This window comes from Neisseria subflava (assembly GCF_003044645.1).
GTDB lineage: Bacteria > Pseudomonadota > Gammaproteobacteria > Burkholderiales > Neisseriaceae > Neisseria > Neisseria subflava_B.
This window is the reverse complement of sequence record NZ_POXL01000004.1, coordinates 24822-37484: the sequence shown is the minus strand read 5'-3', so window position 1 is coordinate 37484 and position 12663 is coordinate 24822. Positions and strand designations below refer to the sequence as shown.

17 protein-coding genes and 1 other RNA gene are annotated in these 12663 nt (G+C 51.6%); 6 read left to right on the top strand and 12 right to left on the bottom strand.

Going from position 1 to position 12663, the window contains the following annotated elements; genetic code table 11:
- Positions 1-26: 26 nt before the first annotated feature.
- Complete coding sequence (locus DBY97_RS05495) at positions 27-482, bottom strand: GNAT family N-acetyltransferase (protein ID WP_107857726.1); 456 nt, start codon at positions 480-482, stop codon at positions 27-29.
- Positions 483-649: 167 nt separating this feature from the next.
- Here DBY97_RS05495 and DBY97_RS05490 point away from each other — a divergent pair, with 167 nt between their 5' ends.
- Entirely contained in the window at positions 650-916 is a 267-nt protein-coding gene (locus DBY97_RS05490) for a DUF3079 domain-containing protein (RefSeq protein WP_003686685.1), read from the top strand.
- Between the two features lie 84 nt (positions 917-1000).
- Here DBY97_RS05490 and DBY97_RS05485 read toward each other — a convergent pair whose 3' ends face one another.
- Positions 1001-1483: a dihydrofolate reductase gene (locus DBY97_RS05485; RefSeq protein ID WP_107857725.1), complete on the bottom strand. Its 483-nt coding sequence runs from the start codon at positions 1481-1483 to the stop codon at positions 1001-1003.
- Positions 1484-1680: 197 nt separating this feature from the next.
- Between DBY97_RS05485 and DBY97_RS05480 the strand changes: the two genes are divergently transcribed.
- Positions 1681-2478: a factor H-binding protein gene (locus DBY97_RS05480; protein WP_107857724.1), complete on the top strand. Its 798-nt coding sequence runs from the start codon at positions 1681-1683 to the stop codon at positions 2476-2478.
- Positions 2479-2567: 89 nt separating this feature from the next.
- Here the strand turns inward: DBY97_RS05480 and asd are convergent, their stop codons facing one another.
- Positions 2568-3683, bottom strand: coding sequence for an aspartate-semialdehyde dehydrogenase (gene asd / locus DBY97_RS05475; protein ID WP_107857723.1), 1116 nt, complete (start codon positions 3681-3683; stop codon positions 2568-2570).
- A gap of 242 nt (positions 3684-3925) precedes the next feature.
- Here asd and DBY97_RS05470 point away from each other — a divergent pair, with 242 nt between their 5' ends.
- Positions 3926-4513 carry an RDD family protein gene (locus DBY97_RS05470; protein ID WP_107857722.1) on the top strand — a complete coding sequence of 196 codons (588 nt, stop codon included), beginning with the start codon at positions 3926-3928 and terminating at the stop codon, positions 4511-4513.
- Between the two features lie 89 nt (positions 4514-4602).
- A complete protein-coding gene (gene mltA / locus DBY97_RS05465; protein WP_107857721.1) occupies positions 4603-5925 on the top strand; it encodes a murein transglycosylase A in 1323 nt (440 codons plus the stop codon).
- Positions 5926-6032: 107 nt separating this feature from the next.
- Here mltA and rnpB read toward each other — a convergent pair.
- The 7 genes from rnpB to DBY97_RS05430 form a co-directional block, all read right to left on the bottom strand.
- Positions 6033-6394: RNase P RNA component class A (rnpB, locus tag DBY97_RS05460), an RNA gene on the bottom strand.
- A gap of 53 nt (positions 6395-6447) precedes the next feature.
- The gene (locus tag DBY97_RS05455) at positions 6448-7155 is read right to left on the bottom strand and encodes a hypothetical protein (protein WP_107857720.1); all 708 of its coding nucleotides are present in this window, start codon (positions 7153-7155) and stop codon (positions 6448-6450) included.
- 54 nt (positions 7156-7209) lie between these two features.
- On the bottom strand, positions 7210-7443 hold the full coding sequence (locus DBY97_RS05450; RefSeq protein ID WP_107857719.1) for a methionine-binding protein: 234 nt from the start codon (positions 7441-7443) through the stop codon (positions 7210-7212).
- Positions 7444-7456: 13 nt separating this feature from the next.
- The gene (ruvA, locus tag DBY97_RS05445) at positions 7457-8041 is read right to left on the bottom strand and encodes a Holliday junction branch migration protein RuvA (RefSeq protein ID WP_107857718.1); all 585 of its coding nucleotides are present in this window, start codon (positions 8039-8041) and stop codon (positions 7457-7459) included.
- A gap of 98 nt (positions 8042-8139) precedes the next feature.
- Entirely contained in the window at positions 8140-8859 is a 720-nt protein-coding gene (locus DBY97_RS05440) for a septal ring lytic transglycosylase RlpA family protein (protein ID WP_107857717.1), read from the bottom strand.
- A gap of 48 nt (positions 8860-8907) precedes the next feature.
- Positions 8908-9372 (bottom strand): tRNA (uridine(34)/cytosine(34)/5-carboxymethylaminomethyluridine(34)-2'-O)-methyltransferase TrmL, encoded by a 465-nt coding sequence (gene trmL / locus DBY97_RS05435; protein WP_107857716.1) that lies wholly within the window; start codon positions 9370-9372, stop codon positions 8908-8910.
- Between the two features lie 64 nt (positions 9373-9436).
- The gene (locus DBY97_RS05430) at positions 9437-10153 is read right to left on the bottom strand and encodes a ComF family protein (RefSeq protein ID WP_107857715.1); all 717 of its coding nucleotides are present in this window, start codon (positions 10151-10153) and stop codon (positions 9437-9439) included.
- Here DBY97_RS05430 and bioH point away from each other — a divergent pair.
- Positions 10152-10898, top strand: coding sequence for a pimeloyl-ACP methyl ester esterase BioH (gene bioH, locus DBY97_RS05425; protein WP_107857714.1), 747 nt, complete (start codon positions 10152-10154; stop codon positions 10896-10898). The two genes, DBY97_RS05430 and bioH, sit on opposite strands and share 2 nt — an antisense overlap.
- 60 nt (positions 10899-10958) lie before the next feature.
- On the top strand, positions 10959-11765 hold the full coding sequence (locus tag DBY97_RS05420) for a methyltransferase (RefSeq protein ID WP_049322981.1): 807 nt from the start codon (positions 10959-10961) through the stop codon (positions 11763-11765).
- 67 nt (positions 11766-11832) lie between these two features.
- Here DBY97_RS05420 and DBY97_RS05415 read toward each other — a convergent pair whose 3' ends face one another.
- Positions 11833-12081 (bottom strand): BolA family protein, encoded by a 249-nt coding sequence (locus DBY97_RS05415; protein ID WP_003686612.1) that lies wholly within the window; start codon positions 12079-12081, stop codon positions 11833-11835.
- Positions 12082-12207: 126 nt separating this feature from the next.
- Complete coding sequence (locus tag DBY97_RS05410; protein WP_094192864.1) at positions 12208-12537, bottom strand: FKBP-type peptidyl-prolyl cis-trans isomerase; 330 nt, start codon at positions 12535-12537, stop codon at positions 12208-12210.
- Positions 12538-12663 lie beyond the last annotated feature (126 nt).

Here is a 12663-nt window from a genome sequence, read left to right as displayed (position 1 = left end):
TCAGACGGCCTTTTATTCTTTTCAAGCTATAAATCCAATTTCATGACGGATACGGTTTCCCCGTTGTGCCAAGTCTGCGTGATTTCTTTCCAGCCGAACTTTTCATACACGGCCTGCACATCCGGCGTATAGAGAAACAGATGCGGCAAACCCAATTCGCGTGCTTTATCCAGACAAAACGAAACCAGCTGCCTGCCCACGCCCAAACCGCGAAATTGCGGCAAAACGAACACATCGCCCAGCCAATATTCGTATTCGGGAAAACACGCCATATCAAACCGCTTCAATGCCGCCGAACCCATCAGCCGCCCTTCGTTATCCACAGCCGAAAACGCCAGCGGCAAATCATCCTCATTAAGACACTGCGCATAATATGCACGGATTGTGTCCAAAGACGACCACGGCGCAAAATCGTGCCATTCCTCAAACAGCGCGAGGGCTAAAGGCTCGACAAATTCAGGCTTCAGACGGCATATGTTCATATTGGCTCCTCTTGTTGTATCGAATAGGGATTATTTTCACAGTATAGGCCGTCTGAAAGGTTAACACATCTTAAAAAATCAGCGTAAAACACGATAAACCCGCCGCCAGCCCCATTCAAATCACTTATAATTCTGCCCGTACCGCACACAAACAAAAGAAGAACATCATGGCCAAGAAATTTCCCATTTTCCCGAAAAATCCCGAGCGTATCTGCTGGGGTTGCGACAAATACTGCAAAGAAGACGATTTGCAATGCGGCAACGGTTGCGAGCGCATTCAGCACCCCATCGAGTTGGACGGCCGCGACTGGTATAAAAAAGGCGACTGGAGCAATTTGTTGAGCGAAGAGCAGCAAATCGAACTTGGACTGAAAGAAGCGCCCAAGCCGGCCAAACCGCATATCAAGCTGCCTTTGAAAAACAAAACGGCTTAAACGGTATGCCGTAAACAAACGAGATAAAAAAAGGCCGTCTGAAACCTGAAAAACAGGGTTTCAGACGGCCTTTGCGTTGTCGGATTATGCCTTCACATAATGCACAAACGCGTATTCGATGCCTTTGGCGGAAACATGGTTTTCCCGAGAGGCTTCTTGCCATGTTTCTGTGGAAAACTCAGGAAAAAACGCATCGCCGTCCACATCCAAACCGACTTCGGTCAAACGCAAATCCGTGGCAATCGGCAGGGCTTGTGCATAAATTTGCGCGCCGCCCATGATGATGACTTCTTCAGCCCCCTGACACAAAGCCAGCGCATCTTCCAAAGAGGCTGCCGTTTGCGGGCCTTCGGCCTGATAATCTTGGTGGGTGATGACGATATTTTGACGGCCGGGCAGCGGCTTGCGCGGCAGAGATTCCCATGTTTTGCGGCCCATAATGACGGGTTTGCCGGTGGTGTAGGATTTGAAAAAGGCAAAATCCTCGGGCAAATGCCAAGGCATGGTGTTGTTGATGCCGATACAGCGGCGGGCGGCGTAGGCGGCGATGAGGGTGATTTTCGGCATAATGAAATCCGTTTGCAAAATAAAATGATTATAGCGGAAGGGAGGCTGGATGAACTGAATGCCCGATATTCTAAAAATGTTTCAATATTTATAAAATCAATATTCAAAATGCTTGATTTTGACAAAAATCATTTATTGTTCATTTTTTTAGGTATATGATAAATATCATACCAAATAAAAAAGGAAAGGAAAAAATGATGAGAACCCTCCGTATTTCTGCTTTGACTGCTTCCCTGTCTTTGATGCTGGCTGCCTGCGGCGGCGCAACAAGCGGCTTGTCAAATGCCGTTACCGAGCCGCTCAATCCGCATCCGAAAGGCGTGTTGTCCGTTGAATTGAACGAATCCGTCCCTGAAAACGGTACGTTGGAGCTGACGGCCAACGGTAAAACGCAAACCCTGCAAAAAGGCGGCAAACTCGATACCGGCTTTTTGAAAACCGATAAAGTATCTTCTTACGACTACGCCCAAAAAATTAAGGTAAACGGTCAAGTCATCACTTTGGAAACGGGCGATTTCCAAGTGTATAAACAAAATTATTCCACTGTTGCTGCGCGTTACGCCAAACAAAAAGCCGATGACGCAGGCAAGCTGCAAAACCTTGATACATACACATTCACCGTCGGCGAAGTTCAAGGCGATGAAACCGCTTACCGCAATTTGCCCAAACAAGGCAGCTATCAGTATTCGGGTATTGCGTTTAACGGCGACGACCGCAGCGGCCGTCTGAAATACATCGTCGATTTCGATAAAAAACAAGGTTACGGCAAAATCAGCAGCATGGCTTCCCACAATAATGTCGACCTGCTTGCCGCAGGCATTGCCAATAACAATGGCAAAGCCGCCATCAGCGGTAAAACCAGTTTGAATGGCGTAGAAAACGGCCGTTACGATTTGAAACTCTTCGGCCCGCAGGCTGAAGAAATTGCCGGTAAAGCGCAAATCAAAGTTGGCGACTCTTCCAAAGAAATCGGTTTGGCCGGTAAGAAAGAATAGGAAACAAGGCCGTCTGAAATATTCAGACGGCCTTTTTGTGACAAAAAAAGCAACGGCTCAAACCGTTGCTTTTTTCATGCCAACCTAAATTACAGGCTGCCCAAGATAATGCGCAATACGCGGCGCAACGGCTCGGCAGCACCCCACAAGAGTTGGTCGCCGACAGTGAATGCGCTGATGTATTCGCCACCCATCTCCAGTTTGCGGATACGGCCGACAGGAACAGACAGCGTGCCGGTAACTTTGGCAGGCGTCAGCTCGTGAATGCTGGCTTCTTTTTCATTGGGGATAACTTTCACCCAATCGTTTGCACCTGTCAAGATGGCTTCGATTTCAGAAACAGGCAGGTCTTTTTTCAGCTTCAGGGTGAGGGCTTGGCTGTGGCAGCGCATAGAGCCGATGCGGACGCACAAGCCGTCGATTACGGTCGGATTGTCGCTGCGGCCGAGGATTTTGTTGGTTTCCACGCCGCCTTTCCATTCTTCTTTGGACTGGCCGTTGCCCAAGTCCACGTCAATCCACGGAATCAGGCTGCCGGCGAGCGGTACGCCGAAGTTGGCTTTTGGATAGTCTTCGCTGCGCAGGAAATCGGACACTTTACGGTCGATGTCAAGAATCGCGCTGGAAGGATCGGCAAGCTCGTCTGCCACTTTGGCGTGAATCGCGCCCATGCCGCTGATGAGTTCGCGCATGTTTTTCGCACCTGCGCCGGAAGCGGCTTGATAGGTCATGCTGGTTGCCCATTCGACTAAATCATTTTGGAACAAACCGCCCAAAGCCATCAGCATCAGGGAAACGGTACAGTTGCCGCCGATGTAGTTTTTCACGCCGTTTTTTAGGCCGTTGTCGATGACGTTGCGGTTGACAGGGTCGAGGATGATAATCGCATCGTCTTTCATGCGCAGAGAAGATGCCGCGTCAACCCAGTAGCCGTTCCAGCCGCTGTCGCGCAGGGGTTGGAAGACGGATTTGGTGTAATCGCCACCCTGACAGGTAACGATGATGTCCATTTTTGCCAATTCGGCAACATCGTTGGCATCCAACAATGTTTTGGCTGCCTGACCGAAATCAGGGGCAGCGCCGCCGACGTTGGAAGTGGTAAAGAAAAACGCTTCGGGAATGTGGACGAAGTCGTTTTCTTCTTTCATACGCTGCATCAAAACAGAGCCGACCATACCGCGCCAGCCGACGAAACCTACTTTCATGTGTTACTCCTTACAAAGAAAATCCGGATAAGTTTTATAGTGCATTAACAAAAATCGGAACGGCATCGCCTGCCACTTTGTTCAGACTTTTGTTAACCCACTATAAAAAAGGGGAAAACAAACGTTTTAACGCCGTCTGCGGAAAATGTAAAGGTTTTTATCGAAATTTTTTAGAATGATGGAAAAATAGGTTAAGATGGCAATGAAATTGCATCTCATTAAATAGCACAGAGGAAGATTAAATGAGCGAAATCAATTTGTCGGATTTGCCTAAAACAGAAATAGTGGATGTCCATATTGCTTCAGTATGGTCACGGGTCGCGGCATATTTGTTGAATTATTTATTTAATGTAATTATTTTTTTACCCTATTATTATATTTTATATACTGAGACAGCAGCAATTGCCAAGCAGAAAAATATTGCTTTTACACAAGAGCTTATAATAAGTGTCAGCGAGCGGGCCGATATGACACAGATGCTAGGATTGACCTCTATCGTATATTTAATTGTCGGTATTGTTCAGCTTTATTACATGAGCCGCTATGGTCAATCCTTGGGTAAAAAGATCATGCGTATTCGAGTATTGAAAAGCAATGGCAGCAATCCGGGTTTTCTTGGTACGGTATTGGTACGAGAAGTTGCATGGGGCTTAATTGTACTTGCCATTGTGTTTGCTGCATACTTTGTATTAAAAGGAAACATTTTAATTTATTCACTACTGATCACACTGATCAACTTCATCATGCTCTTCTCCGTCAAACGCGACCGCCGCACGCTCTACGATATGCTGGCCGATACGGTTGTCGTCAAATTGCCGCCACGCCGATAAATGGCTTTTTTGTGTTAAAATCAGCACTTTCCAACATAGGCCGTCTGAAAAATAGTTTTCAGACGGCCTTTCGACACGCTATTGATTCCATGAAAAAACACCTGTACCGCATCACGCTCGTCAGCATTGCCGCAGCCATTCTTGCCGCCTGTCCGAGCAAAAGCATTAAAAATCTTCCCGAAACCGACACCAGCATTATCAAAGGTCCTGACCGCCCCACCGGTACGCCCGATCCCGTCGGTACGACAGTGAGCGGGGGAGGAGCAAACTACACCGTAGTTTCCTACAACGAATTGCCGCACTGGGACCTCCAACACTTTACCAAAAGCCTGCAATCTTTCCGTTTAGGCTGTGAAAAACTTAAAAACCGCCAAGGCTGGCAGGACGTTTGTATCCAAGCCATGCAGACGCCGGTGCACCATTTCCAAGCCAAGCACTTTTTCGAGCGCTATTTCACCGCATGGCGCGTCGATAACGGCAGCAATCCTGCCGGAACCATTACCGGTTATTACGAACCGGTTCTGCACGGCGACGATAAGCCCACAAGCCAATCCCGTTTCCCGATTTACGGCATTCCGAACGATTTTGTTTCCGTTCCGCTGGCTGCAAACTTGAGGGGCAGCAAAGCCACCGTCCGCATCCGCCAAACCGGCCAAAACAGCGGCATCATCGACAACAGCGGCACATACACGGCCGATTTGTCCAGATTCCCGATTACAGCACGCAGCACTGCGCTGAAAGGCCGTTTTGAAGGCAGCCGTTTTGTTCCTTACCACACCCGCAGCCAAATCAATGGCGGCGCGCTTAACGGTAAAGCGCCGATTTTGGGTTACGCAGATGATCCGGTCGAACTTTTCTTTATGCACATTCAAGGTTCAGGCCGTCTGAAAACCCCGTCCGGCAAATACATCCGTGTCGGATTTGCCGATAAAAACGAACATCCGTATGTTTCCATCGGCCGTTATATGGCGGACAAAGGCTATCTGCCTCTGGGTCAGACCAGTATGCAGGGCATCAAGGCCTATATGAAGCAAAACCCCGGCCGCCTTGCCGAAGTTTTGGGGCAAAACCCAAGCTACGTTTTCTTCCGCGAGCTGACCGGCAGCGGCGATTCCGGCCCGGTGGGTGCATTGGGTACGCCGTTGATGGGCGAATACGCCGGTGCCATTGACCGCCACTACATCACGCTTGGCGCACCGTTATTTGTCGCCACTGCCCATCCGATCACTAAAAAAGCCCTCAACCGCCTGATTATGGCGCAAGATACCGGCAGCGCGATTAAAGGCGCAGTCCGTGTGGATTATTTCTGGGGCTATGGCGACGAAGCAGGCGAAGTGGCCGGCAAAATGAAAACCACCGGCTATGTATGGCAGCTCTTGCCCAACGGCATGAAACCGGAATACCGTCCATAAACAGCGGTTTAAAAAAAGGCCGTCTGAAACCAAGATTGAGGTTTCAGACGGCCTTTTTATTTCTATAAAAATGCGGCAGGTTTTTAAAACCTGCCGCGGTATGGGGACATACAGCTCGGACGGTAAGCCGGGTTCTGTCGCGGACAGTCATTCCTCTAGGCACATCATTGCTGGTGTGCTCAAGCAACCTACCCGAACGCTCGGCGAGCAGCGTCATTGCGTTCTGTTTGGTCTTGCTCCGAATGGGGTTTAGCCTGCTGCGCTTTGTTACCAAATGCACGGTGCGCTCTTACCGCACCTTTTCACCCTTACCTGTTTTGCCCGAAGGCAATCATCGGCGGTATTGCTTTCTGTTCCACTTTCCGTCGCGTTACCGCGCCCGGCCGTTAGCCGGCATTCTGCTCTGTGGAGCCCGGACTTTCCTCCCCGTATGCCTTACGCGATACGCGGCGACTGTCTGTCCGACCTGTATGAGTCGCGGATTATAACACAGCCGCCATAGGGTTCAGACGGCCTAAATATTTATTTTTTCTTTTTAAATGCTATTTCGGTCAAACCCAATTCCTGTGCCTTTTTGCGGACTGCGGATTCAGGCATTTCGCGTGCCAGGCGGCTGGTGCAGTATTCGGTCATGGTGGTGGCGCAGGCTTTAAAGTTGCCGGTAAAGTCGCTGGCGGCACTTAAAAACGGGATGAGGCGGCCGGCCATGATTTCTTCGGCCGGTGCGTCTGTTTGGGCGGATACGCGTCCGGACTCGACCGCCGAGAAAATTTGTTCGGTAAAGCGTCGGGCGAAGTTTTCTTCTGTTTGGCAGTCTTGGAATGCGGTGTTTTCGTGTTGGCAGACGAGGGTAACTTCGCCTTGAGTTTCTTGCAGCGGTTCGGCCAAATCGAGTTTGAGGGTTTGCTTGTCGGTTTGCAGCCAGGCGGTGCGGCCTTGGGTTTTGATGATTTTGCCGTAAACGCCGATGGCATCGTTTTTGGGGATGTTTTTCTGTTCGGCAAGTTGTTGGGCCGAGAATAAGGGGGCTTGTTCGGCAAATGCGCCGCCGGTTTCGTGTTTGAAGTAGGCGGCGAGGTCTTGTTTGATGAGGGCTTGGGTTAGCAGTTTTTCGCCTTCGGTCAGGCGGTGTGCGAAGCCGTGTGTTTTGGGGGCGGATGCGGCATCCGTGGTCTTGGTGTCCGGTGTGCAGGCGCTCAGGAGTAAAAGCAGGGGAAGGATGTATTTCATGGTTGGTCTCTCAACAGGCCGTCTGAATATATGGTTTCAAACGGTCGGCGTTGTTTATCGATAACGATAAACCCGGCGGGGATAAACGGGATAGGCCGGGTAATTACGGACGGGTTCGCTGTCTTGATAGATGGCGGTCGTCCCGGGTGGGGCGTTGATGGTCACGGTTTTGTTGACGGTGGTTTGCGAGTGGACGGGCAGGTCCAAGACGGCGGTGCGCCCGTACGGAGTCTCGGTATAGACGCACGCGCTTAGAAACAAGGCGGCACTCAGGACGGCGGTTTTCATGTTTCAGACGGCCTTATTTGAGCAGGTTTTTCAAGGCCAGGCGTACGCCTTCGCCGACTTCCGTGCCTTTGGGAATGCCTTTGGTGGCGGCTTTGGCTTCGCGTTCGTTGTAGCCGAGGGCAAGCAGGGTGTTGATAATGTCTTGGCTTTCGTCGGCAACGGCATCAGGGGCAAACAGGCCGTCTGAAACGGTATGGGATACGAGTTTGCCGCGCAGTTCCAACACCATGCGTTCGGCGGTTTTCTTGCCGATACCGGGGGAGGAGGAGAGGCGTTTGACGTCTTCTTCGGCGATGGCTTGCGCCAGCTCGTCGGCATTCATGGCTGATAAAATGCCCAATGCGGTTTTGGCACCGATGCCGCTGACTTTGACTAGTTGGCGGAAGGTGGCGCGTTCCTCGGCTGAGGCGAAACCAAACAGCAAATGCGCGTCTTCGCGGACGACAAGCTGGGTGTAGAGATGGACGGTTTCGCCAACGGGGGGCAGGTTGTAGAAAGTCTGCATGGAAACGTCGGCTTCATAACCGACGCCGTTGACGTCGATAACGACCTGCGGCGGATTTTTCTCAATCAATTTGCCTGTGAGCCTGCTGATCATGGTGTTCCCCTGTGATTAAAAAAGGCCGTCTGAAACCTTGCAATCGGGTTTCAGACGGCCTTGTATTGTATCAAACTTCAGAGGTAACGCGGACGAAATCAGATGGCGGATGCCAGGTTCAGATGACGGGCGCGTTCGCCTGCTTCGGCGGCACGTTCTTGGCTGCTGAACGGACCCATTTTGACAACGTATTCGTAGTTGCGTTTTTCCAGCATGACTTTGCTGTCTGACGGCAGGCTTTGTGCGGTTTGGTTCAAATAAGCCTGTGCTTCGCGTTCGGTACCGAAGGATTTCAAATCAACAAAAAATTCTTTGTTGTTTGGGGAAACAATGGTTTGAGCGGCGGTTTGGCCGGGGATGACCTGCTCAACTTTGACGTTGGCCGTGCCTTGGTTGATAAAACCTAATTGTTGGGCGGCGGCTTTGGAAACATCGATGACACGGTTGCCGTGGAAAGGGCCGCGGTCGTTGACACGGACGATGACGCTTTTGCCGTTTTGCATATTGGTCACGCGTGCGTAGCTGGGAATAGGGAGGGTTTTGTGGGCGGCGGAGAGGGCGTTCATATTGTAACGCTCGCCGCTGGAAGTTTTACGGCCGTGGAATTGGTTGCCGTACCATGAGGCTTTACCGGTTTGGCTGAAAGAGGAAACTTGGGTCAGCGGCGTGTAGCGTTTGCCGGCAACTTTGTAACTGCGGTTGGCAGAAGGATGCAGTTTTTCGACTCGGACCACGCTGTCGGCGACGGCGGCATTGATGGAAAGGACGCCGATGGTGGCGGCGGCTAAGGAAAGGAGGGTTTTTTTGGTAAAAGTCAAAACGGGTTCCGTTCTTGAGTTGATAACGCAGCGGTTTCAGACGGCCTGCTATACGCCGCCGGCAAAACCGTTTTGCCGCCATGCTTCAAACAGAATAACGGCGACAGTATTGGAAAGATTCATGCTCCTGCTGCCGGGCATCATCGGCAGGCGGATTTTTTGTCCGGCAGGCAGGTTGTCGAGAATCTCGGCAGGCAGGCCGCGTGTTTCGGGACCAAACAGCAACACGTCGCCTTCGCGGAAGGAAACTTCGTCGGGGCGGGTAGAGCCTTTGGTGGTCAGCGCGAAAATGCGGCGGCCTTCAAGGGCCTTGAGGCAGTCTTCGAAATTCTCATGTACCGTCAGTTTGGCAAACTCGTGATAATCCAAACCCGCGCGTTTCATTTTGGACGAATCCAGCGGAAACCCAAGCGGCTTGACCAAGTGCAAATCGGCACCGGTATTGGCGCACAGGCGGATGATATTGCCCGTATTGGGCGGGATTTCGGGTTGGTACAAAACTATGGTAAACATATAAATCAATCACTTATAGAGTGGCATAATGCCGAAATGTTCCATGGGTGTCAAAAACTTTAAGCTATTTTTTCATTGGCGGACGCGCCAAGCTCCAGCAAAAAATCTTACCTGCGCCTGATTTTTTCAGCGTTTTCGCCAATTCGTTTAAAGTCGAACCGGTGGTAAAGACATCGTCAATTAACAGAATATTACACGCCTTCGGCAATTCGGTTTTGATTTTAAATGCATTCTTGATATTTCGCCGACGTTCGTCGCTTTTCAGCGTACTTTGCGGCTCGCTGTGCCGTCTGAAAACCGCGTGGCGCGGCAGTAGCGTCCAGCCGTAGCGTTTTGCCAAAATATCCGTCAACGCCTCGCTTTGGTTGAATCCGCGCTTGAGCCGCCGCTCTTTGCTCAAAGGCATGGGCAGGACGAAATCGAAGTGTTCCGCCGCCAGCCAGTCCGGTGCGTTTTGGCACATCAAATCCGCCAACGGACGGCTCATGCCCAAATCGGCCAAGTGTTTCAGCTCGCGTATCATGCTGCTGACGGGCGGTTCGTAATACAGCGAGGCCCACATTCTATCAAATACGGGCGGCTTTTTTTGACAACTGCCGCACACTGCCCCGCCCGCGACATGGCGGAAACACAAAGGGCAGCTTTGTGCCGCATCGATAAAATATTCCGTCAAATCGTTTGCGCAGCCTCGGCAAAGGCCGTCTGAAACGGAATCGTGGCATAATACGCAACGTCGCGTATTGAGCTGTTTCAAACTGCGCCACCAAGAAAGAACATTCATGCCACACTCCGCCAAAAAAGTTTATCTGATACACGGTTGGGCGGCGAACCGCCATGTATTCGACGATTTGATACCGCGCCTGCCTGCCGGTTGGGACGTCCGCGCACTTGATTTGCCCGGACACGGCGATGCACCTTTTGCCGAACCGTTTGATATTGCCGCCGTTGCCGAAGCCTTTGCCGGACAAATCGACACGCCGGCACACATTCTCGGCTGGTCGCTGGGCGGATTGGTTGCCCTGTATTTGACCGCGCTTTATCCCGACAAAATACAATCGCTCTGCCTGACGGCAAGTTTTGCCCGATTGACTGCCGACACGGATTATCCCGAAGGCTTGGCACAACCTGCCTTGGGCAAGATGGTCGGCGCATTTCAGCAGGATTATGCCAAACATATTAAACAGTTTCTACAACTGCAACTGCTGCACACGCCCCATTCCGGCGAAATCTTAAACCGCGTATTGCCCGATTTGGCGCGCTGCGGCACGCCTTCCGCCTTACAGGCCGCGCTTGAAGCGGTCAACCATGCCGACGCGCGTCCGCTGTTGTCGCTTATTCATACGCCGTCATTGCTGGTGTTTGGACAGAAAGACGCGATCACGCCACCGCGCATGGGCGAATATTTACACCGTCATTTGAGTGACAGCGAGCTGGTCCTTATCGACAAAGCCGCACACGCGCCCTTTTTAAGCCATGCCGACGAATTTGCCGAAACCTACCGCAATTTTGTCGAAAAGGTCGTCTGAAACAAACATCAACCATAAAAACAGAATATTGTCGGGCAAAGCCCGCTGACACGACCCACCATGACCGAACAAGACAAACGCTGGCAAATTCACCGCCATCTCGCCCAAGACACCGACGAGCGCCTGCAGCTGGTCCGCAATGCACCCAAACGCATCATGCTGATTGGTGCCGATGCCGACATCAGCCGCAGCCTGCTGGCCGCGCGTTATCCCGACGCCGTGTTTGAAGAATACGATCCGAATGCCGACTTTTTGAAAACCGCCGCCGCCGCGCGCAAAGGCGGTTTCTGGCAGAAGCTGACCGGCAAAACCATTCCGCAACATTGCCAAGCCCTGACCGCGCCGCTGCCTGAAGCCGCCGCCGATATGCTGTGGGCCAACCTCAGCCTCAGCCGCGCCGACGATATTTTGCCGGTATTGAAAAACTGGGCCGCCGCTTTGAAAACCGACGGATTATTGTTTTTCACGCACTTTGGCCGCGACAGTCTGACCGAGCTGACAGGCCGTCTGAACCATGAAGGCATCGAATGCGAAGCGCCCACGCTGATTGATATGCACGACTTGGGCGATATGCTCGCCGACAACGGCTTTTACGATCCGGTAACCGACACGGCCAAGCTTGAATTGAGCTATAAAAAAGCCGGGACGTTTTGGCAGGACATGGAAACCTTGGGATTGTGGAATGCGTTGAAGTTCAGCAATCCGCAAGCGGCTAAGGAATGTGTGGATAAGATTTTTGCCAACGAAGGCCGTCTGAACATCACGCTTGAAACCGTGTACGGCCATGCCGTGAAGAAATTGGTGTTGCCGCAAGGAGAGAACGTGGTGCAGTTTTTCCCGAAAAAACAGATGCAGGCCGGAAGCTGAGGGCTGCTTGGGTTTGAATGCAAAAAGGCCGTCTGAAGTTTCAGACGGCCTTTTGTTTGATTCCGAATTAAGCCTGTTTGGCCGCCCATTCGGCCGGCGTGGCGGCAACGGAAATCGACAGCGCGTGCAATTCGTTGCTTTCGAGTTGCGGCTTGAGACCGTCTTTAATCAGGCGGTGGCGGGCGAGGCGGGCTTTGCCTTCAAATGAGGAGGAAACGATTACGGCGAAGAAGTGATGGCCGTCGCCTTCGACTTCGACGTGTTCGCAAGGGGTAACGCCTTCAATCAGGGTTTTGACTTGTTCGGGTAAAAGCATGGGGGTTCCTTGGGAAATGGTTTGCTTGTAAAAGAGGGCATTATACCGAATCTTGATAAAAACAGGCCGTCTGAAAAACCAAACTTCGGGTTTCAGACGGCCTCGGTCTTTTGAAGCGTCAAATGCTTATTCGTACACTTTCAGCAGCTCGACTTCAAAAATCAAAGTCGCGTGCGGAGGAATCACGCCGCCGGCACCGTGTGCGCCGTAGCCCATTTCGGAAGGAATGGTCAGCTTGCGTTTGCCGCCTTCTTTCATGCCGCCGAAGCCTTCGTCCCAGCCTTTAATCACTTGGCCGACGCCCAGAGTGATGGTCAGCGGTTGACGGCGGTCGAGGCTGGAGTCGAATTTGGTACCGTCTTCCAACCAGCCGGTGTAATGTACGGTGATTTCTTTGCCTTTGACGGCTTCTTTGCCGTGGCCTTCTTGCAAGTCTTCAATAATCAGGCTCATGATGTTCCTTTCGGATGTATGGTGAAAATCGGCTCAAGATTACCATATTGTGCGCAATCGTGAAACAAAGCTGCCCATATGGCCGGCAGCAAAAAGGCCGTCTGAAACGGATTTTCAGACGGCCTTGTT

What these genes read in the sequence shown, in the direction of transcription:
- DBY97_RS05495 (WP_107857726.1), bottom strand. Translation starts at nt 482, where the DNA reads ATGAACATATGCCGTCTGAAGCCTGAATTTGTCGAGCCTTTAGCCCTC.
- DBY97_RS05490 (WP_003686685.1), top strand. Translation starts at nt 650, where the DNA reads ATGGCCAAGAAATTTCCCATTTTCCCGAAAAATCCCGAGCGTATCTGC.
- DBY97_RS05485 (WP_107857725.1), bottom strand. Translation starts at nt 1,483, where the DNA reads ATGCCGAAAATCACCCTCATCGCCGCCTACGCCGCCCGCCGCTGTATC.
- DBY97_RS05480 (WP_107857724.1), top strand. Translation starts at nt 1,681, where the DNA reads ATGAGAACCCTCCGTATTTCTGCTTTGACTGCTTCCCTGTCTTTGATG.
- asd (WP_107857723.1), bottom strand. Translation starts at nt 3,683, where the DNA reads ATGAAAGTAGGTTTCGTCGGCTGGCGCGGTATGGTCGGCTCTGTTTTG.
- DBY97_RS05470 (WP_107857722.1), top strand. Translation starts at nt 3,926, where the DNA reads ATGAGCGAAATCAATTTGTCGGATTTGCCTAAAACAGAAATAGTGGAT.
- mltA (WP_107857721.1), top strand. Translation starts at nt 4,603, where the DNA reads ATGAAAAAACACCTGTACCGCATCACGCTCGTCAGCATTGCCGCAGCC.
- DBY97_RS05455 (WP_107857720.1), bottom strand. Translation starts at nt 7,155, where the DNA reads ATGAAATACATCCTTCCCCTGCTTTTACTCCTGAGCGCCTGCACACCG.
- DBY97_RS05450 (WP_107857719.1), bottom strand. Translation starts at nt 7,443, where the DNA reads ATGAAAACCGCCGTCCTGAGTGCCGCCTTGTTTCTAAGCGCGTGCGTC.
- ruvA (WP_107857718.1), bottom strand. Translation starts at nt 8,041, where the DNA reads ATGATCAGCAGGCTCACAGGCAAATTGATTGAGAAAAATCCGCCGCAG.
- trmL (WP_107857716.1), bottom strand. Translation starts at nt 9,372, where the DNA reads ATGTTTACCATAGTTTTGTACCAACCCGAAATCCCGCCCAATACGGGC.
- bioH (WP_107857714.1), top strand. Translation starts at nt 10,152, where the DNA reads ATGCCACACTCCGCCAAAAAAGTTTATCTGATACACGGTTGGGCGGCG.
- DBY97_RS05430 (WP_107857715.1), bottom strand. Translation starts at nt 10,153, where the DNA reads ATGAATGTTCTTTCTTGGTGGCGCAGTTTGAAACAGCTCAATACGCGA.
- DBY97_RS05420 (WP_049322981.1), top strand. Translation starts at nt 10,959, where the DNA reads ATGACCGAACAAGACAAACGCTGGCAAATTCACCGCCATCTCGCCCAA.
- DBY97_RS05415 (WP_003686612.1), bottom strand. Translation starts at nt 12,081, where the DNA reads ATGCTTTTACCCGAACAAGTCAAAACCCTGATTGAAGGCGTTACCCCT.